This window comes from Pseudomonas sp. TE9122, assembly GCF_056278925.1.
In genome coordinates this window covers 4,953,028-4,972,696 of sequence record NZ_JBWBQI010000001.1, presented here as the reverse complement: position 1 = coordinate 4,972,696, position 19,669 = coordinate 4,953,028, and the positions used below count along the sequence as shown (strand labels likewise).

Here is a 19,669-nt window from a genome sequence, read left to right as displayed (position 1 = left end):
GAGACGGGGGCAAGGCACCGCAAGGTCAATATCAAAAAGTTTTGATATTGCTCGATAAATGGCACTTCTCGGCGGACGGCAGTCTCTACAAACGAATAGCGGAAAGGTTTCACCAAGCGAAACCTGTGCTATCGATTGGAAAAACGCCTGCCGATGACTATCTGTCATTGCCCCGAGGCGCATGGGTGAGGGAAAATGCCCTCCTTTTTTCCGTTTCAGTCTATACACACCCAGGAGATCAGCGATGCCTAGCCGTCGTGAGCGTGCCAACGCCATTCGTGCCCTCAGCATGGATGCCGTGCAAAAAGCCAACAGCGGCCATCCCGGTGCCCCTATGGGTATGGCAGATATTGCCGAAGTGCTGTGGCGCGACTACCTCAAGCACAACCCGAGCAACCCGTCGTTCGCCGACCGTGACCGCTTCGTGCTGTCCAACGGCCACGGCTCGATGTTGATCTACTCGCTGCTGCACCTGACCGGCTACGACCTGTCCATCGACGACCTCAAGCAGTTCCGTCAACTGCACAGCCGCACTCCAGGCCACCCGGAGTTCGGTTACACCCCGGGCGTCGAGACCACCACCGGCCCGCTGGGTCAGGGTCTGGCCAACGCCGTCGGTTTCGCTCTGGCTGAAAAAGTCATGGGCGCGCAGTTCAACCGTCCCGGCCACAACATCGTTGATCACCACACCTACGTGTTCCTCGGTGATGGCTGCATGATGGAAGGCATTTCCCACGAGGTCGCCTCCCTGGCCGGCACGCTGGGCCTGGGCAAGCTGATTGCCTTCTACGATGACAACGGCATTTCCATCGACGGTGAAGTCGAAGGCTGGTTCACCGATGACACGCCGAAGCGTTTCGAAGCCTACAACTGGCAGGTGATCCGCAACGTCGACGGCCATGATCCGGAAGAGATCAAGACCGCCATCGAAACCGCACGCAAGAGCGCTCAACCGACGCTGATCTGCTGCAAGACCACCATCGGTTTCGGTTCGCCGAACAAGCAGGGCAAGGAAGATTGCCACGGCGCCCCACTGGGTGACGCGGAAATCGCCCTGACCCGTCAGGCGCTGAACTGGAACTACGGCCCGTTCGAAATTCCGGCCGAGATCTATGCCGAGTGGGACGCCAAAGAAGCTGGCCGCGCGGTCGAAGCCGAGTGGGACCAGCGTTTCGCCGCCTACTCCGCTGCATTCCCGACTGAAGCCAACGAGCTGATTCGTCGTCTGAGCGGCGAACTGCCGGCCGACTTCTCGGAAAAAGCCTCGGCTTACATCGCCGAAGTCGCCGCCAAGGGCGAAACCATCGCCAGCCGCAAAGCCAGCCAGAACACCCTCAACGCGTTCGGCCCGCTGCTGCCGGAAATGCTCGGCGGTTCGGCTGACCTCGCCGGCTCCAACCTGACCCTGTGGAAAGGCTGCAAAGGCGTCAGCGCTGAAGATGCCAGCGGCAACTACATGTACTACGGCGTGCGCGAGTTCGGCATGACCGCGATCATGAACGGCGTCGCCCTGCACGGCGGTCTGGTGCCTTACGGCGCGACCTTCCTGATGTTCATGGAATACGCACGCAACGCCGTACGTATGTCGGCTTTGATGAAGAAGCGTGTGATTCACGTGTACACCCACGACTCTATCGGTCTGGGCGAAGACGGCCCGACGCACCAGCCGATCGAGCAATTGACCAGCCTGCGCAGCACGCCGAACCTCGACACCTGGCGTCCAGCCGATGCCGTGGAATCGGCAGTGGCCTGGAAAAACGCGCTGGAGCGCAAGGACGGCCCGTCGGCGCTGATCTTCTCCCGGCAGAACCTGCAGCACCAGGAACGCGACGCTGGCCAGATTGCCAACATCAGCCGTGGTGGTTATGTGCTCAAGGACTGCGCAGGCGAGCCTGAGCTGATCCTGATCGCCACCGGTTCGGAAGTCGGTCTGGCCGTGCAAGCCTTCGACAAACTGACCGAGCAGGGCCGCAAGGTTCGCGTGGTTTCGATGCCTTGCACCAGCGCGTTCGATGCTCAGGATGCGGAGTACAAGCAGTCGGTTCTGCCGTTGCAGGTCAGCGCGCGTATTGCCATCGAAGCGGCCCACGCCGATTTCTGGTTCAAGTACGTGGGTCTGGAAGGTCGTGTGATCGGCATGACCACCTACGGTGAGTCGGCGCCGGCTTCGGCATTGTTCGAAGAGTTCGGTTTTACCCTGGAAAACATCCTCGGTCAGGCTGAAGAGCTGCTGGAAGACTAAGCAGTACGAATGCGGTGGCCCTGGCCGCCGCGTTCCCCTGTAGGAGCTGCCGAAGGCTGCGATCTTTTGATCTTGATCTTAAAAACAAGATCAAAAGATCGCAGCCTCGTTTCACTCGTCAGCTCCTACATGGGGTTGTGTTGTTAGCGAATCTATCGAGAACCCCATGCCTGAACCGCGTCCCTATAAAGTTGCACTCAACGGCTACGGCCGCATTGGTCGTTGCGTCTTGCGGGCGTTGTTCGAGCGCGGCGCGAAGGCCGGGTTTGAAATTGTCGCGATCAACGATCTGGCCGACATGGCCAGCATCGAATACCTGACACGCTTCGACTCCACCCACGGCCGCTTTCCCGGCGAAGTGCGGGTTGAAGGCGATTGTCTGCATATCAATGGCGACTGCGTGAAGGTCCTGCGCAGTGCCACCCCCGAAGGCATCGATTGGGCGTCGCTGGGCGTCGATCTGGTGCTTGAGTGCTCCGGCGCTTACCACACCCGTGCCGATGGCCAGCGTTTTCTCGACGCCGGCGCGCCGCGTGTGCTGTTCTCGCAGCCGATGGCCAGCGAAGCGGATGTCGACGCCACCATCGTCTACGGCGTCAATCAGGACTGCCTGACCGGCGATGAGTTGCTGGTGTCCAACGCCTCCTGCACTACCAACTGCGGCGTGCCGCTGTTGCGTCTGCTGGACAAGGCGATCGGCCTCGATTACGTGTCGATCACCACGATTCACTCGGCAATGAACGATCAGCCAGTGATCGACGCCTATCACCACGAAGACCTGCGCCGCACGCGTTCGGCGTTCCAGTCGGTGATCCCGGTGTCCACTGGTCTGGCGCGCGGTATCGAGCGCCTGCTGCCGGAACTTGCCGGGCGAATTCAGGCCAAAGCCGTGCGCGTGCCGACAGTCAACGTGTCCTGCCTCGACATCACGATGCAGACCGCCACGGCGACTGACGCCAATGAGGTCAACCGGATCCTGCGCGAAGCCGCCACCAGCGGCCCGCTCAAAGGCCTTCTGGCCTATACCGAGTTGCCGCACGCCAGCTGTGATTTCAACCATGACCCACATTCGGCCATCGTCGATGCCAGCCAGACCCGAGTTTCCGGCCCCAAACTGGTGAACATCCTGGCCTGGTTCGACAACGAGTGGGGTTTTGCCAACCGAATGCTGGACGTTGCAGATCACTATCTGCAAACAGCAACTTCAAAAAAACCGTAGGAAGTGCGACCCATGACCGTGTTGAAGATGTCCGACCTCGATCTGCAAGGTAAGCGCGTATTGATCCGCGAAGACCTCAACGTCCCCGTCAAGGACGGTGTTGTCACCAGCGACGCGCGCATCCTGGCTTCGCTGCCGACCATCAAGCTGGCCCTGGAAAAAGGCGCGGCGGTGATGGTCTGCTCGCACCTGGGCCGTCCGACCGAAGGCGAGTTCTCCGCCGAAAACAGCCTGAAACCTGTCGCCGACTACCTGAGCAAAGCGCTGGGCCGCGAAGTGCCGCTGGTGGCTGACTACCTCGGTGGCGTGGAGGTCAAGGCTGGCGACATCGTGCTGTTCGAAAACGTACGCTTCAACAAGGGCGAGAAGAAGAACGCCGACGACCTGGCCCAGCAATACGCAGCCCTGTGCGATGTGTTCGTGATGGATGCTTTCGGTACTGCTCACCGCGCCGAGGGTTCGACCCATGGTGTAGCCAAGTTCGCCAAAGTCGCTGCCGCCGGCCCGTTGCTGGCCGCTGAGCTGGATGCACTGGGCAAAGCCCTCGGCGCGCCGGCCAAGCCAATGGCAGCCATCGTTGCCGGCTCCAAGGTGTCGACCAAACTCGACGTGCTGAACAGCCTGAGCCAGATCTGCGATCAACTGATCGTCGGCGGCGGCATCGCCAACACCTTCCTCGCGGCGGCTGGTCACCCGGTCGGCAAGTCGCTGTATGAACCGGACCTGCTCGACACCGCCCGTGAAATCGCGGCGAAAGTCAGCGTGCCGTTGCCGGTTGACGTCGTGGTCGCCAAGGAATTTGCCGAAAGCGCTGAAGCGACTGTGAAGCTGATCGCTGACGTGGCGGCTGACGACATGATTCTCGACATCGGCCCGCAAACCGCCGCCAATTTCGCCGAGCTGCTGAAGTCGTCGAAAACCATTCTGTGGAACGGCCCGGTTGGCGTGTTCGAGTTCGATCAGTTCGGCAACGGCACCAAAGTGCTGGCCCAGGCCATCGCCGAGAGCTCGGCATTCTCGATTGCTGGTGGTGGCGACACCCTGGCCGCCATCGATAAATATGGCGTGGCTGAGCAGATCTCCTACATTTCCACCGGTGGCGGCGCGTTCCTCGAATTCGTCGAGGGCAAGGTGCTACCTGCCGTTGAAGTCCTGGAAAGCCGGGCCAAGGCCTGAGGCCGCCCGTTTGGCCAGGCAAAGGAGTGTTCACATGGTCAAGTCGTTAGCGCTGTTGTTGCTGACCGGTACGCTGGCGGCCTGCGGGAGCACCCCGAAGGCTGACGCGACGCCAGCACCGAGCGAGCCGCAGAAGGGCTGTTATCAGGCCGACTGGCAGGCCGAAACCAACCCGGTGCTGAACAAACGCTCGGGCCCGGACGGCCTGGACAAATACGAGACGCAAACCCCGGTCAAGGAACATGGTTGTCCTTGACGGGTCTGACTCTTTAACTCAGGGCTGGCGGCGTGCGTCGTCAGTCGAGGAACACGGATGAAAGGCTTGATCGCCGTTGCGGCGTTGGCATTGTTGGGTGGTTGCGCGCAGTTGAACCTGTTTCAGTCGTCGGCCCCGGCAGACAACTGGACGACCTGGACCTGCGACAGTCAGGCCAAGGTGTTGTGGCGTTACGCCGATGCCGGCCAGAAGGAAGTCGACGTTCGCCTCGGCGGCGGTGATCAGGTCTATCGCCTGAAAGAAGAGCCGGGCGCCTCGGGCACGCTGTACAGCGACGGCATGCTGGCGTTTCACGTCAAGGGTGACGAAGGCCTGGTGTACTGGGTCGCCACCAATGACCTGATTGGCCGTGGTTGCAAGGCGCAGTAATTGACACACCACAGTTCTACTGTGGGAGCGAGCCTGCTCGCGAAAGCGGCCTGGCAGGCACTGCATCAGCGACTGCAAGATTGCTTTCGCGAGCAGGCTCGCTCCCACAGGGGATCTGTGTAGTTCTTGGAATTTGCTTTACCGAATCACCAGGTCGGGCCTCAACCCCCGATCTGCATTAACTTGAATAGCCGCCGCCGCTCCGGCAGGCTGGCACGATCAACGACCCTCAACCGGGAGAGACACACACAATGGCACTTATCAGCATGCGCCAGATGCTGGACCACGCAGCCGAGTTCGGCTATGGCGTTCCAGCCTTCAACGTCAACAACCTTGAGCAGATGCGCGCCATCATGGAAGCCGCTGACAAGACTGACTCCCCGGTGATCGTCCAGGCTTCGGCCGGCGCCCGCAAATACGCCGGCGCACCGTTCCTGCGTCACTTGATCCTGGCCGCGATCGAAGAATTTCCGCACATCCCGGTGTGCATGCACCAGGACCATGGCACCAGCCCTGACGTTTGCCAGCGCTCGATTCAACTGGGCTTCAGCTCGGTGATGATGGACGGCTCGCTGGGCGAAGACGGCAAGACCCCGACCGACTACGACTACAACGTCCGCGTTACCCAACAAACCGTAGCCATGGCTCACGCCTGCGGCGTCTCGGTTGAAGGCGAGCTGGGCTGCCTGGGTTCGCTGGAAACCGGTATGGCCGGTGAAGAAGACGGCATCGGCGCTGAAGGCGTTCTGGATCACAGCCAGATGCTGACCGACCCGGAAGAAGCCGCTGACTTCGTCAAGCGCACCCAGGTCGATGCCCTGGCCATCGCCATCGGCACCAGCCACGGTGCCTACAAGTTCACCAAGCCACCAACCGGCGACGTGCTGGCGATCGACCGCATCAAGGAAATCCACAAGCGCATCCCGAACACCCACTTGGTGATGCACGGTTCGTCCTCCGTGCCACAAGAGTGGCTGGCGATCATCAACCAGTACGGCGGCGACATCAAAGAAACCTACGGCGTCCCGGTTGAAGAAATCGTCGAAGGCATCAAGCACGGCGTGCGCAAGGTCAACATCGACACCGACCTGCGCCTGGCCTCCACTGGCGCCATGCGTCGCCTGATGGCCACCAACCCGAGCGAATTCGACCCACGTAAATTCTTCGGCGCCACCGTGACCGCAATGCGCGATGTATGTATCGCTCGTTATGAAGCGTTCGGTACTGCCGGTAATGCCTCGAAGATCAAACCGATCTCGCTGGAAGCGATGTACCAGCGTTATCTGAAGGGTGAGTTGAACGCCAAGGTCAACTGAGCCTGAGCGTTGAGCTGATTTAAAAGAAACCCGCCGAGAGGCGGGTTTTTTTGTGGTGGAAGCGTTGTGACAAGACATCGGCATCCTTTTGCTTGAAATGTCACCTAAAGGGGACTTTACTGGTAATAATCTATTTAAAGTCCGATATGGGTGACATTTTGCTTCTCGATAATCCAGCAACGTTTGCCCAGCGTATTCGCCAATTGCGCAAAGCCAAGGGCTACAGTCAAGCGCTGCTTGCGCATAGGGCTCATTGCAGCCGCAAAACCATCATCGATCTAGAAGCAGGCGAAAACGTCGCTTTTTATACGGTGTTTAGAGTTATTGCCGCGTTAGGCATGGCGTTGGAGATTGTCGATAACCGAATCGATCTCAAATCACTCGCCGAATTGGTAGAGCATGATGAGTAAGGTGAAACGACTGAATGTCATGACGCCTCAGGGCCATTCCGGCGAGTTGTCCAAAGGTTCGCAGTTTTCATTCGCTTACCAGTCAGCGTCGCCACTCAAGGAAGTTTCCCTGGTCATGCCCTATGACCCGACACCGTCGGTGAGCAGCGTATTGCAGCCCATCTTCGATATGAATGTGCCTGAGGGATATCTGGCCGACCAAATCAAGCGGCGCATGGCCAAGCATATGCAAGTGGATGAAATGCGCCTGTTGTCCGTCATTGGCGGTAATCAGATCGGTCGCCTCACGTATGAGAATCCGGTAGAACCTTCAGGCTCTGTTCGTGCGCAGGTCGGCCTGCAGGAGATCCTGTCGGCGGACACCTCTCAGCATGTTTTCGGTTTTTTGGTCGAAACCTACTTCGAATCGGGGATTTCAGGTGTTCAGCCCAAGGTTCTGGTGCCCGATCTGGACAAACTGACTGGTAGCCGAAAAACAGTGATCAGCTCCGACCTTATCGTCAAATCAGGAGCGGAAGAGTATGAGCACCTGGCTCAAAACGAGTTTCTGTGTCTGGAAGCAGCGCGGCTGGCTGGACTGTACACGCCGCCTTTCTGGCTTTCCGATAACGGTGAGCTGTTTGTCATGGAGCGTTTTGATCTGACAGCGTCTGATCGCCTTGGCTTTGAAGACATGGCGGTGCTGCTGGGGTTAAACAAGGATCCCCACGACAACTATAAATATTCGCAGAGCTACGAAACCCTTGCTGCAGTGATCCGTCAGGTATGCAGGCATGCCGACCCGATACGAGAACTGGAACGATTTTTTTCATCCGTCTGTCTTTCGGTCATGGTGCGTAACGGCGATGCGCATTTGAAAAACTTCGGGGTGACCTACACGCACCCCGCGGCCTCTGAAACGGTGCAGTTGGCGCCGGTATACGATGTCACGACGACAACCGTATACGAGAACTACAACCCCAGGACCGGGCGATCGCTGGTTGACCGTACTCTCGCCATCAAGATGAACAAGGCCAAAGCTTATCCGGATCGTCAGCAGTTGATTGAGTTTGGTCGTAAACACTGCGCTGTGGATAAGCCAGCACTGATCGTCGACCGGATAGCCGAGGCAATGAGTCAGGCGCTTTTGATTCACCGACCACGGATAGACGTTGAATTGTTTGCAAGGATGCAACGCGAATGGGACATCGGGCGCATGGTTGCGTTGAATGACTCGGTCGGTTCGGGTTTGAAGCGTCATCCTTTATCAAGCGGTAGAAAGGAAAAGGCTGATAAATGATAAGCGGTGTACCGCTACGGTGACATTTGCTACTCAAAGTCGCGTATACGCGACATTTCGCCAAGGCAGCGGCCCGCATTTGGAGGTGGCGCAGTCCGCAGCCCACCCCTGAAGCCCTTGCAGGAGTGAGCCTGCTCGCGATAGCGGAGTTTCAGACACATGAATATTGAATGACACACCGTTATCGCGAGCAGGCCCACTCCTACAATTGGAGCGAGTGTGGTCTGCAAGTTATGGGTTGTTTGTCATTTTGGCGGCTAGCTACTTGTCGTGATCAATATCCAGTTTGGTAAACGTCACCTGCCCACCTTCACTGGTATAGCCGGTGTTGTCCTGCACATACACGCCGGCCTTGAAGTACAGCGGCTTGTCGCGCCAGGTCGCGCTGATCTGGGAGTCCCACTGATAGCCCGCCGCACTCACGCCCAGCGCACCGCCGGGGCTCAAGTGGATGAGATAGTTGAATTCGCGATCAAGCTTGACGCCGGTGGCGAGGGTGATGACGCGGCTTTCGGCGTCGTCCGGGCGCATGCGCACTTTGATCACCAGATTGCCGGTCTGGGTTTTTTCCTTGTACTGATATTCGAGCTTGACCATCGGCCGCTGGCTTTCGTACGCGTGGATCTGGCCAATGACGATCTTGCCCGAGCTCGGCACCTTGTTCACCGCGAGGGTGGCGCGCAGCAGGTTGTCGGCGTCCGGGTAGTACCAGTTGCGCAGGGTGCCGTTGCTGTAGGTTTCGCGCAGTTCGGTACGCGGGTAGATGGCGTTTTCGGTTTTCGAGCCAGTCACCGGGGACCAGAAGAACAGGGTGCCGGTGTCGGAATGGAAGTACTGATCCTTGAAGCCATCCACCAGTTTCGAGGTTTCGACGGTGTACGGCGGGCTGCCAACAGGAACGCTGAGGTTCCAGGTTGCGAGGTCGATCATGACGGTTCTTCCAATCAATTCATCCGGAACGCCGGTGCCAGAAGCTCTAGCCCGCGCGTTTTCGGGCGTCTTTATAAGCGTAGCGGCAATTTTTGTTAATGCCCGTCCGGCGATTACTTGACGTCAAAGTCCTGTCGAAATGCCATCCCGCCCGGTTTTCGGGGGCTGTAGCGGTGACCGTTAGTCGGCTGGGTTGAGCATTGTTTAAATGATGGCGGGATGACAGCTTCTGCTTTCACTGATCCGCGTCTAGAGTGAAGGCTCAGTACGTCTATGGTTTTGCCGGCAACCGGTCCCGATAAGAGAAGCAGCATGGAATGCGCGCAACCCCAGCCAGGTGAAGGCAGCTCGGTCCTTTTGATCGTCGATGATTACCCCGAAAATCTGATCAGCATGCGCGCGTTGCTGCAGCGTCAGGATTGGCACGTGATGACCGCCGCCTCCGGTTTCGAGGCGCTGAACCTTTTGCTCGAACACGACATCGACCTGGTCCTGCTCGATGTGCAGATGCCCGGCATGGACGGTTTCGAGGTCGCGCGGCTGATGCGCGGCAGCCAGCGCACGCGGCTGACGCCGATCATTTTCCTCACCGCCAACGAGCAATCTCAGGACGCCGTGATCAAAGGCTATGCCAGCGGCGCGGTGGATTACCTGTTCAAGCCGTTCGATCCGCAAATCCTCAAGCCCAAGGTCCAGGCGCTGCTCGAGCACCAGCGCAATCGCCGTGCCTTGCAACGCCTGAGTCATGACCTGGAAGTGGCGCGCGCCTTCAATGCCTCAGTGCTGGACAACGCCGCCGAAGGCATTCTGGTGTTGAGCGAGGACGGCGTGATCCGCTTCGCCAACCCGGCGATTTCGCGGTTGCTCAATGCGCCGGTGAAGGATCTGCAAGGCAAGGAGTTTCTCGATTTCCTGCAGAAGCCACACATTCCCCTGTGGGCCGATTCAGAGTTCTACGCCGGCTACCAGCGCGGTGAAACCCTGCGTCTGCACGATGCGTTGCTGCGCACGGCGCCCGGACAGCAAGTGCCGGTGGCATTGTCCTGTGCGCCGCTGTCCTCGGAGCAGCATGCGATGGTGGTGACGGTGCTGGACATGTCGGTGGTGCGTCACTTGCACCAGCAACTGGAATTCCAGGCGGTAACCGATCCGCTGACCGGGCTGCTCAACCGGCGCGGGTTCTACCAGACCGTCGAAAACCTGCTGTTGCGCGGCGAGCGCAGCGACAGCAGCTGGGTGCTGCTCTACCTCGATCTCGATGGCTTCAAGCGGGTCAATGATTCTCTCGGTCACGATGCCGGCGACCGCGTGTTGCGCTGGGTTTCCGAGCAATTGAAAGCGTGCCTGCGGCCGTTCGATATTCTCGCGCGCATGGGCGGCGATGAATTCACCGCGCTGCTGGATCTGGAATTCCCCGAGCAAGCGGCGAAGATTGCCGAAAAACTCATCGAACGGGTATCGGTGTGTCAGCAGATCGAAGGTCTGGATATCGTTCTTGGCGCCAGTATCGGCATCGCCACCTATCCTGACTGCGGGCGCAATCTGGACGGCTTGCTGCGCGCCTCGGACATCGCTATGTACGAGGCCAAGCGCGCCGGGCGTCAGCAATATCGTTTCTATGACCCTGAAATGAACGGCCGCGCACGCTCGCGTCTGATGCTGGAAGACAGCGTGCGTGAGGCCATCGAGAATCGCGATTTCAATCTGGTCTATCAACCGCAGGTGGCGATCGGCAGCGGACAGATCCGTGGGTTCGAGGCGTTGCTGCGCTGGCAGCATCCGAGCGTCGGCGATGTGCCGCCGGGGTTGTTTCTGCCATTGCTGGAAGAGGCGCGCTTGATCAGTCGCCTCGGCAGCTGGATCTATCACCGTGGCGCCGGTCAGCGTAAAGCCTGGGAAACCTTGTTCGCTGAAGATCTGGTGCTCGGCGTGAGCCTGAGCAATACCCAGTTCGGCCTGCCGAATCTGGTCACTGAATTGCGTCAAGTCATGGAACGCCATGCGCTGCAACCGCGGCAACTGGAAGTCGAAGTCACCGAAGAAGCGTTGATGCAAGACCCGGACGAAACCCGCAAGCAACTGCGGCTGCTGCGTCATCTCGGGGTGCGCGTGGCGCTGGATGATTTTGGTTCGGGGCCGTGCTCGCTGGCGCATCTGCGCGATCTGGAACTGGACACGCTGAAGCTCGACCGCCACTTGATCGCGCGCCTGCCGAACTCGCCACGTGATGCGGCGCTGGTGCGCATGGTCATCGACCTGTGTAAGCAATACGGTCTGCTGGTGATCGCCGAAGGAGTGGAAACCCTCGAGCAATATCAGTGGCTGCAAGCCCATGGCTGCGAATACGTGCAGGGCTTCCTCGTCGCGCGGCCGTTGATCGCCGAAGACGCGGTCAGCTTCGTCGAGCCGTTTGACTGGAGCGCGCTGCCCGGTTGAATTCGCTACACTGGCGGACCTTTTTCGAACCGCGTCGCTTGTCCATGACTGTGTTGAAGTACCTCCAGGCCTACCCCGCGCAATTGCAGGATCAGGTGCGCCAACTGATTGCCGAAGGGCGTCTGGGTGAATACCTGAATCAGCGCTATTCAGGGCGACACGACGTGCAGAGCGACAAGGCCTTGTACAGCTACGCGCTGGATCTCAAGCAGCAGTACATGCGTAATGCGCCGGCGATCGACAAAGTGCTGTTCGACAACCGCCTCGACCTGACCCACCGCGCGCTCGGTCTGCACACCACGGTGTCACGGGTGCAGGGCGGCAAGCTCAAGGCCAACAAGGAAATTCGCATCGCCGCGCTGTTCAAGGACGCCGCGCCGGATTTTCTGAAGATGATCGTGGTGCACGAGCTGGCGCACTTCAAGGAATCGGATCACAACAAGGCGTTCTATAAACTGTGCGAGCACATGCTGCCGGGGTATCACCAGATCGAGTTCGATCTGCGTGTGTACCTGACGTGGCGGGATATGCAGTAAAGATCAAAAGATCGCAGCCTTCGGCAGCTCCTGCAGTTGAAATGCGATCTTCTGTAGGAGCTGCCGAAGGCTGCGATCTTTTAACGGTGGGAGTGTTTAGATGGACGTAAGCAAGACCAAAAGCAGTTTCTATCGCCGTTTGTACGTGGCTTATCTCATCGATAGCGGCCTGGCGCCGAGTGTGCCGACGCTGACCGAAGTCACCGGCATGCCGCGACGCACGGCGCAGGACACGATTGCCGCGCTGGCCGATCTGGACATCATCTGCGAGTTCGAACAGGAAGAGGGCGCACGCAATCATGCCGGGCGCTATCGGATTCGTGAGTGGGGAGCGATTGATCGCGGATGGATCGAGCGCAATTTGCGGCAGATAAAAGCGGTGCTGGAATACCCCTGATTCCTGCGGCGCCTGAACTGACGCAATCGCTGGCAAGCCAGCTCCCACAGGGATCTCCAGCGAACACGGTTTTCGTGAACGAGCGATGAACCTGTGGGAGCTGGCTTGCCAGCGATGAGGCCCTCAAGAACGACGCATGCCGATATGTGGAATGTCATCCTCGAGATATTCCTCACCCACCACGACAAACCCGTACCTGCCGTAATACCCCTGCAAGTGTGCCTGCGCCGACAGATAGATCGGTACCTGCGGCCAGTGCTTTTCGGCCTGCTTCAGCGCCTGTTCCATCATCGCGTGGCCCAACCCTTTGCCACGGCCGGCGGGCGCGGTCACCACGCGGCCAATCACCACGTCGCCGCCCTGGGATTCCGGATCCAGCAGGCGCAGGTAAGCCATCAACTGATCATCCTCCCAACCCATCAGGTGATGGGTATCGCCCTCCAGATCCTGGCCGTCGAGATCCGGGTAGGCGCATTTCTGTTCGACCACGAATACATCAGAGCGCAGCTTCAACGAGGCGTACAACTGCTCTTTGCCCAGATCGCGATGATGTTTGCAGATCCACTCGATTGTCATTTTTCGATTCCTTGACCATGTCGCCCGATACTAAGCGCAGCTGCGCCATATGTCTGTATGGCGCAACAGTCTGTGATAAAGGTCAAAATGCCACCATTCCTTTCTCGCGCCCGCCGAGACTTTGTGTAATCTGCTCAAGAGCACTGCGCACTGGTTCCCATGAGCTAATGTTCAATGCTTGGGTTTTGCCGGTAAGGGGCCTTTGGTTTTGACGTGAAACCACGTCGGGCGGTTGCCCGCTGAGGATGTTCAAGCATGCTGCGATTGCTTCAAGCCGTTGCTTTGATCGGACTGCTGGTGCTGGGCCAGGATGCTGCGGCGCAGAAGCTGCGGCTGGCGTTCGATAATTGGCCGCCGTTTACCGACGATGCACTGGTCAACGGTGGACTGGCCACCGACATTGTCAGCACCGCACTGGCTCGCGCCGGTTATGCCAGCGGTTACGAACAAGTGCCGTGGGCGCGAGCATTGCTGGGGATTGGCGAGGGGCGTTACGACGTACTGGTCAACGCTTGGTACAACGACGAACGCACGCAGATCGGTCAGTTTTCCGGTGAGTACCTGATCAACCGCATCCGCTTCCTCAAGCGCAAAGACGCACCCATCGACTACAGCAACCTCGAGCAACTGCACACTTACCCGATTGCCGTGGTGCGCGGGTACGCCTATTCCGCACCTTTCGATGCCGATACGGCGATGCAGAAAGTCCCTGTGCACAACTTCGCCATGGGCGTGCGCATGCTCGCGGCGGACCGGGTCAAGCTGACCCTGGAGGATGAGTACGTGGCCAAGTATTACCTGGCACGGGAATCGGCCAAGGTACGCAATTCGGTGGAGTTTTTACCCAAGCCGTTGAGTGAGAATAGCCTGCATATTCTGGTCAGCCTGAAGAACCCGCAGCATGAGCAGATCGTCGCCGGGTTTGATCGAGCGATCGAGGCGATGAAGGCTGACGGGACTTATGAGAAGTTATTGCGGCGGCATGGAATGTGAAGGGTGATCCGGCAATTTCTTTGTGGCTGATGACCTCTTCGCGAGCAGGCTCGCTCCCACAATTTGAAATGCATACCCTGTGGGAGCGAGCCTGCTCGCGAACGCGTCGTCTCAGGCGCCGCTGATTTCGGCAGTGTCCTTGATCAAATGCGCCGCCAACGTCCGAAGCGGCCCCAACTGCCGGCAAATCAGCGCCAGCTGCGTCTGCACCAACCGTTGCCCTTCATCGATTTCATCCGGCATCTGTTCCAGCTCATTGGCCAGCGCTTCCTCGTCATCACTCTGAATCGCAATCGGCTGCTTGCTCGCCAGGCCTTGGGCGATTTCGTCGATGCTGGTCGCCAGTTTCACCCCGGCGCCTTCGATCAAATGCTCGCGCACCTCCGCTGGCAACTGTGTTTCACGGTGCGCGCCGAGCCCTGACAAATAGCTGAGCAACGTGTGCGATAGCACCAGGAAGCGGAAGCCGACATCCGCCTCCTTACGGAAATGCCCCGGCTCCATGAGCATGTTCGCCAGTGTCGTCGACAGCGCCGCGTCAGCGTTATGGGCGTTGCGTCGGGCCAGGCGATAAGCGAGGTCATCGCTTTTGCCGGCGGCGTATTGCTGCATGATCTGGCGCAGGTAGATGCTGTTGCAGGTCAGGGTGTTGGCCAGCACTTTGTTCAGGCGCCGACCCTGCCAGTCCGGCAGGAACAGGAACACCGCCAGACCTGCGATCAGGCTGCCCAGCAGGGTATCGAACAGCCGTGGCAGGAACAGCCCGTAGCCATCGCCGACCTGATTGAAGCAGAACAGCACCATGATCGTGATCGCCGCCGTCGCCAGGGTGTAGCGGGTGGTGCGGTTGGTAAAGAACACCACGCCGGCAGCGATGGCGAAGCACGATTGCACCACCGGGTTGGGGAACAGATCGAACAGCGCCCACGCCACCGTCAGGCCAATGGCCGTGCCGATGATCCGCTGGCCGAGTTTGCGCCGGGTGGCGCCGTAGTTCGGCTGGCAGACGAACAGCGTGGTGAGGATGATCCAGTAGCCTTGCGACGGGTGGATCAGGTGCACCATGCCGTAGCCGATGCTCAGTGCCAGCGGCAAGCGCAGGGCATGGCGGAACAGCAGCGAGGTCGGCGTCAGTTGCGTACGCAGGCGAATCCATACGTCCTTGAGATTGCGCGGTGAACGGTCGAGCAGGCTGCTGTCGGTGGCGTCCGCCAGAGCATCGGGGTTGCTGGCATCGCTGAGCAGGCGGTCGAGGGTGCCGAGGTTGGCCGCCAAGGCGCGCAGCGAGCGCAGCAGGCCGCGCCATGCCGGATTGCTCTGGATGCGCAAGTGTTCGAGGGAGGCATGCAGGTCGTTCAGGGCTTCGGCGAAACTGGCGTCATAGATGAACGGCTGGCGCATCTGGATTGACTCGGCCAAGGCCCGGCAGGCCTTGCCTTGCTGGCGCAGCAGGCGCTGGCAGCGAAACAGCACGTCGCTGTGGAAGAACGCCTCGGCCAGCGCGTTATACGGGTAGTGCGAAGAGCTGGCGCGTTCGTGAATGTCCTGCGCGAGGAAATACAGCTTCAGATAACGGCTGACTTTCGAGCCGGGTCGACCGTTGCCGACCCGATGCAGGATGATTTCCTTGGCCGTGTTCAGGGCGGCGACCACCCGGCCATTCTGCTGCGCCAGTTCGAGGCGGCGGGCTTCGACGTCCATCTGCCGGATCGGCTCGAACAGCGAAGATTTCAGCTTCAGATAAAGGCCCAGCTCGCGGAACAGCCGCGCCAGACTCTGCTGCACCGGTTGATTGGAAAACAGCGCCTGCCACAGCACCGAGAGCAGGCCGTACCACGCCGCGCCAGCGACCAGCAGCATCGGTTCGTGCCAGAAGTCAGTGACCGCGCCGCCGCGCTGATCAACGCCGATCATCGTGTACACCGACAGAATCAGCGTCGCCGAAGCGATCGCGCCGTAACGCTCGCCCAGCGCACCGAGCATGGTCAGGCCGAAACTGGCCAGCGCCAGGGCCACGGCGAAAATGATCGGGTAGGGAAACAGCAATTCCACCGACAGCGCGGCGATGCTGAAACACACCAGTGTCACCGCGAGGGCGTTGAGACGACCCTGCCAACTGTCGTCGGTCTCGGCCAGGGCGCTGGCGATGATGCCGAGGAACAACGGGATCAGCAGGCCCATTTCATCCTGATACCAGCACAGCGCCATGCTGCCGGTCAGGGCGATGAATACCCGCACGCTGTAGCTGAATTTATCCAGCGCCCACAGGCGCCGCAAAGACTGACGAAACGAGGTCGAGGACATGAAGTGCGAAGGCCTTCCGAGGCGATGCCGCTAAATTGAGCCAGTAATGACGCCGACGCAATGGCGCCGAGCACATCTGACAGCAAAAAGTGTTCCTTTTACTTACACCACAAACCATTGTGGGAGCGAGCCTGCTCGCGAAAGCGGAGTGTCATTCAACATTGATGTCGACTGGTACACCGCATTCGCGAGCAGGCTCGCTCCCACAGGGTTTTGTATTTAGCCTTGAGTTAAGCGTACTGCGCAGCAGCGTAGCCCGAGGCCCAGGCCCACTGGAAATTGAAGCCGCCCAAGTGCCCGGTGACGTCGAGCACTTCACCAATGAAGTACAGGCCCGGGCTTTTCAGCGATTCCATGGTCTTCGACGACACCTCGCGGGTGTCGACGCCACCCAGAGTCACCTCAGCCGTGCGATAGCCTTCAGTTCCCGCCGGCACAACCTTCCAGCTGCCGAGCTTCTCGGCAATCTCCGCCAGTTCAGCGTGGGTGTACTGCTTCATCGGTTTGGAAACGAACCAGTTGTCCGCCAGCAGGTTGGCCATTTTCTTGGTGAAGATCTCGCCAAGCAAAGTCTTCAGCTCGCTGTTCGGACGCTCGGCGACTTGCTGTTGCAACCAGCTCGCCGCGTCGTGATCCGGCAGCAGGTTGATCTCTACCGTATCGCCAGACTCCCAGAACGAGGAAATCTGCAGAATCGCCGGGCCGCTGAGGCCACGGTGAGTGAAGAGGATGTTCTCGCGAAAGCTCTGGTCATTGCAGCTGACCAGACAATCCACCGAGGTGCCGGACAATTCGGTGCAGAGTTCCTTGAGCTGGTCGGTAATGGTGAACGGCACCAGCCCGGCGCGGGTCGGCAGCAGTTCATGGCCGAACTGTTTGGCGACCTGATAACCGAAACCGGTAGCGCCCAGGGTCGGAATCGACAGGCCGCCGGTGGCGATCACCAGCGATTGGCACTGGACTTGGCCGAGGGTGGTGTCGAGCAGATAACCGCTGTCGGTTTTTTCGATGGTCTGGATTGAGGTGTCCAGGTGCAGCTCGACGCCGGCCTGATCGCATTCATCAAGCAGCAGGCCGAGGATGTCGCTGGATTTGTTATCGCAGAACAGCTGGCCAAGTTTCTTCTCGTGGTACGGCACGCCGTGCTTGCCGACCAGACCGATGAAATCCCACTGGGTGTAACGCGCCAGCGCCGATTTGCAGAAATGCGGATTCTGCGAGAGGAAATTGCTCGGTTCGGTGTACATGTTGGTGAAATTGCAGCGACCGCCGCCGGACATGAGGATTTTCTTGCCGGCCTTGTTCGCGTGGTCGAGCAGCAACACCTGACGCCCGCGCCCGGCGGCGGTCAGGGCACACATCAAGCCGGCCGCGCCAGCGCCAATGATCACGACTTCGGTAGAGCGCAAAACGGTGTCCTCTTGGTGGGTCGCTACAAAACAAACTGTGGGAGCGAGCCTGCTCGCGAAAGCGTTGTGTCATTCAACAATGATGTCGACTGACAGATTGCATTCGCGAGCAGGCTCGCTCCCACAGGGGATCTCCTATGGATGGAAGATCGCTTACAGAATGCGTACGCGCAACGAGCGGCCCTTGATCTTGCCGTCGTTCAGGCGCTGCAAGGCCTGCATGGCCACGGTGCGCTCGACAGCGACGTAGGCCTGGAAATCGAAGATCGCGATCTTGCCGACCTGCGCACCGGGAATGCCCGCTTCGCCGGTCAGTGCGCCAAGAATGTCGCCCGGGCGCACTTTGTCTTTGCGGCCAGCGCCGATGCACAGGGTGGTCATCGGCGGTTGCAGCGGCGCCAGGCCCTGGGACTTGAGGTTGTCGATCTGATCCCAGTTCAGCGGCGCTTTCTGCAGTTGTTCGATGGCTTGCGCACGATGCGCTTCGGACGGCGCGACCAGGCTGATGGCGATGCCTTTCTCGCCCGCGCGACCGGTACGGCCAACGCGGTGGATGTGGATTTCCGAATCGCGAGCCAGCTCGACGTTGATCACCATGTCCAGCGCATCGATATCCAGACCACGGGCGGCGACGTCGGTGGCGACCAGCACCGAGGTGCTGCGGTTGGCGAACATCGCCAGTACTTGATCGCGGTCACGCTGTTCCAGATCGCCGTGCAGGCCAACAGCGGAAATGCCTTTGGCGGTCAGGTGATCGACGGTTTCCTGCACTTGCTGCTTGGTGAAGCAGAACGCCACGCAGGACGCCGGACGGAAGTGGTGCAGGACCTTGGTCACCGCGCTCATGCGCTCTTCCGGGGAAATCTCGTAGAAGCGCTGCTCGATCTGCGTGTCGTCGTGGAAGGCTTCAGCCTTGACGGTCTGCGGATCGCGCATGAATTTCGAGGCCAGTTGCTTGATGCCCACCGGGTAGGTCGCGGAGAACAGCAGAGTCTGCCGGCGCTCCGGGGTCTTGATGATGATGTCTTCGATCGCGTCGTAGAAGCCCATGTCGAGCATGCGGTCGGCTTCGTCGAGGATCAGCGTGTTCAGGCCATCGAGCACCAGCGAACCCTTGCGCAAATGCTGCTGAATGCGCCCCGGGGTGCCGACGATGATGTGCGCGCCGTGCTCCAGCGAAGCGATCTGCGGACCGAACGAGACGCCGCCGCACAGGGTCAGGACCTTGATGTTGTCTTCGGCGCGAGCCAGACGGCGGACTTCCTTGGCCACCTGGTCGGCCAGCTCACGGGTCGGGCAGATCACCAGCGCCTGGCACCCGAAGTAGCGCGGGTTGATCGGGTTGAGCAAGCCGATGCCGAACGCGGCGGTCTTGCCGCTGCCGGTCTTGGCCTGGGCGATCAGGTCCATCCCCTTGAGGATCACCGGCAAGCTCTGCGCCTGGATCGGCGTCATCTGGGCATAACCGAGTGATTCGAGGTTAGCCAGCATGGCGGCGGACAGCGGCAGAGTATTAAAAGCGGTGGCGATGGTGGTCACGGGACTGGCCTGCAAAACAAAATGTCGCGCAGTGTAGCAGCCCCATGCCGGTTTCCTCGACAGTTCTGGACGAACAGCGATTGAACCCGAGGCAGGGATTAACTGTGGCGAGGGGATTTATCTGTGGCGAGGGGATTTATCCCCGATGGGGTGCGCAGCACCCCCAATACCTGCCACCTCGATTCATCAGGCTGACCGCATCCAACCTTTTTGGGGCTGCTGCGCAACCCAGCGGGGATAAATCCCCTCGCCACAGAAGTC

Annotated in this window: 17 protein-coding genes; 12 read left to right on the top strand and 5 right to left on the bottom strand. The window is 59.6% G+C overall.

Annotated elements, in window-relative coordinates; genetic code table 11:
• Positions 1–244 precede the first annotated feature (244 nt).
• The 8 genes from tkt to ACZ9BE_RS22410 all read left to right on the top strand — a co-directional run bounded on the left by tkt (position 245) and on the right by ACZ9BE_RS22410 (position 8,288).
• The gene (tkt, locus tag ACZ9BE_RS22445; protein ID WP_150743450.1) at positions 245–2,242 is read left to right on the top strand and encodes a transketolase; all 1,998 of its coding nucleotides are present in this window, start codon (positions 245–247) and stop codon (positions 2,240–2,242) included.
• Positions 2,243–2,408: 166 nt separating this feature from the next.
• Positions 2,409–3,461 carry an erythrose-4-phosphate dehydrogenase gene (gene epd, locus ACZ9BE_RS22440; protein ID WP_476249952.1) on the top strand — a complete coding sequence of 351 codons (1,053 nt, stop codon included), beginning with the start codon at positions 2,409–2,411 and terminating at the stop codon, positions 3,459–3,461.
• A 12-nt stretch (positions 3,462–3,473) separates the two neighbouring features.
• Positions 3,474–4,637: a phosphoglycerate kinase gene (locus ACZ9BE_RS22435; protein ID WP_016772785.1), complete on the top strand. Its 1,164-nt coding sequence runs from the start codon at positions 3,474–3,476 to the stop codon at positions 4,635–4,637.
• Between the two features lie 34 nt (positions 4,638–4,671).
• Positions 4,672–4,893, top strand: a complete 222-nt coding sequence (locus tag ACZ9BE_RS22430) for a hypothetical protein (protein WP_016772786.1) — start codon at positions 4,672–4,674, stop codon at positions 4,891–4,893.
• 57 nt (positions 4,894–4,950) lie between these two features.
• A complete protein-coding gene (locus ACZ9BE_RS22425; RefSeq protein WP_064365344.1) occupies positions 4,951–5,283 on the top strand; it encodes an MliC family protein in 333 nt (110 codons plus the stop codon).
• 251 nt (positions 5,284–5,534) lie between these two features.
• Entirely contained in the window at positions 5,535–6,599 is a 1,065-nt protein-coding gene (gene fba, locus ACZ9BE_RS22420; protein WP_008081027.1) for a class II fructose-bisphosphate aldolase, read from the top strand.
• Between the two features lie 146 nt (positions 6,600–6,745).
• Complete coding sequence (locus tag ACZ9BE_RS22415) at positions 6,746–7,009, top strand: helix-turn-helix transcriptional regulator (RefSeq protein WP_024014619.1); 264 nt, start codon at positions 6,746–6,748, stop codon at positions 7,007–7,009.
• Positions 7,002–8,288, top strand: coding sequence for a type II toxin-antitoxin system HipA family toxin (locus ACZ9BE_RS22410; RefSeq protein WP_095181356.1), 1,287 nt, complete (start codon positions 7,002–7,004; stop codon positions 8,286–8,288). Before ACZ9BE_RS22415 ends, ACZ9BE_RS22410 begins: the two co-directional genes overlap by 8 nt.
• Positions 8,289–8,549: 261 nt before the next feature.
• Here ACZ9BE_RS22410 and ACZ9BE_RS22405 read toward each other — a convergent pair whose 3' ends face one another.
• On the bottom strand, positions 8,550–9,218 hold the full coding sequence (locus ACZ9BE_RS22405; RefSeq protein ID WP_016772792.1) for a polysaccharide lyase family 7 protein: 669 nt from the start codon (positions 9,216–9,218) through the stop codon (positions 8,550–8,552).
• A 312-nt stretch (positions 9,219–9,530) separates the two neighbouring features.
• On the opposite strand from ACZ9BE_RS22405, the gene ACZ9BE_RS22400 reads away from it, so the two are divergent.
• The 3 genes from ACZ9BE_RS22400 (at position 9,531) to ACZ9BE_RS22390 (ending at position 12,587) form a co-directional block, all read left to right on the top strand.
• Complete coding sequence (locus ACZ9BE_RS22400) at positions 9,531–11,654, top strand: putative bifunctional diguanylate cyclase/phosphodiesterase (protein ID WP_310218930.1); 2,124 nt, start codon at positions 9,531–9,533, stop codon at positions 11,652–11,654.
• A gap of 44 nt (positions 11,655–11,698) precedes the next feature.
• A complete protein-coding gene (locus tag ACZ9BE_RS22395; RefSeq protein ID WP_095181434.1) occupies positions 11,699–12,190 on the top strand; it encodes a YgjP-like metallopeptidase domain-containing protein in 492 nt (163 codons plus the stop codon).
• 100 nt (positions 12,191–12,290) lie between these two features.
• A complete protein-coding gene (locus ACZ9BE_RS22390) occupies positions 12,291–12,587 on the top strand; it encodes a winged helix-turn-helix domain-containing protein (RefSeq protein WP_016772794.1) in 297 nt (98 codons plus the stop codon).
• A gap of 123 nt (positions 12,588–12,710) precedes the next feature.
• Here the strand turns inward: ACZ9BE_RS22390 and ACZ9BE_RS22385 are convergent, their stop codons facing one another.
• Positions 12,711–13,163: a GNAT family N-acetyltransferase gene (locus tag ACZ9BE_RS22385; protein WP_150743452.1), complete on the bottom strand. Its 453-nt coding sequence runs from the start codon at positions 13,161–13,163 to the stop codon at positions 12,711–12,713.
• 255 nt (positions 13,164–13,418) lie between these two features.
• Here ACZ9BE_RS22385 and ACZ9BE_RS22380 point away from each other — a divergent pair, with 255 nt between their 5' ends.
• Positions 13,419–14,156: a substrate-binding periplasmic protein gene (locus ACZ9BE_RS22380; protein WP_041476775.1), complete on the top strand. Its 738-nt coding sequence runs from the start codon at positions 13,419–13,421 to the stop codon at positions 14,154–14,156.
• Positions 14,157–14,267: 111 nt separating this feature from the next.
• Here ACZ9BE_RS22380 and yccS read toward each other — a convergent pair whose 3' ends face one another.
• The 3 genes from yccS to dbpA form a co-directional block, all read right to left on the bottom strand.
• On the bottom strand, positions 14,268–16,460 hold the full coding sequence (yccS, locus tag ACZ9BE_RS22375; protein ID WP_252868403.1) for a YccS family putative transporter: 2,193 nt from the start codon (positions 16,458–16,460) through the stop codon (positions 14,268–14,270).
• 230 nt (positions 16,461–16,690) lie between these two features.
• Positions 16,691–17,869: a BaiN/RdsA family NAD(P)/FAD-dependent oxidoreductase gene (locus tag ACZ9BE_RS22370; RefSeq protein WP_476249951.1), complete on the bottom strand. Its 1,179-nt coding sequence runs from the start codon at positions 17,867–17,869 to the stop codon at positions 16,691–16,693.
• A gap of 153 nt (positions 17,870–18,022) precedes the next feature.
• On the bottom strand, positions 18,023–19,408 hold the full coding sequence (gene dbpA, locus ACZ9BE_RS22365; protein WP_024014613.1) for an ATP-dependent RNA helicase DbpA: 1,386 nt from the start codon (positions 19,406–19,408) through the stop codon (positions 18,023–18,025).
• Positions 19,409–19,669: the final 261 nt, after the last annotated feature.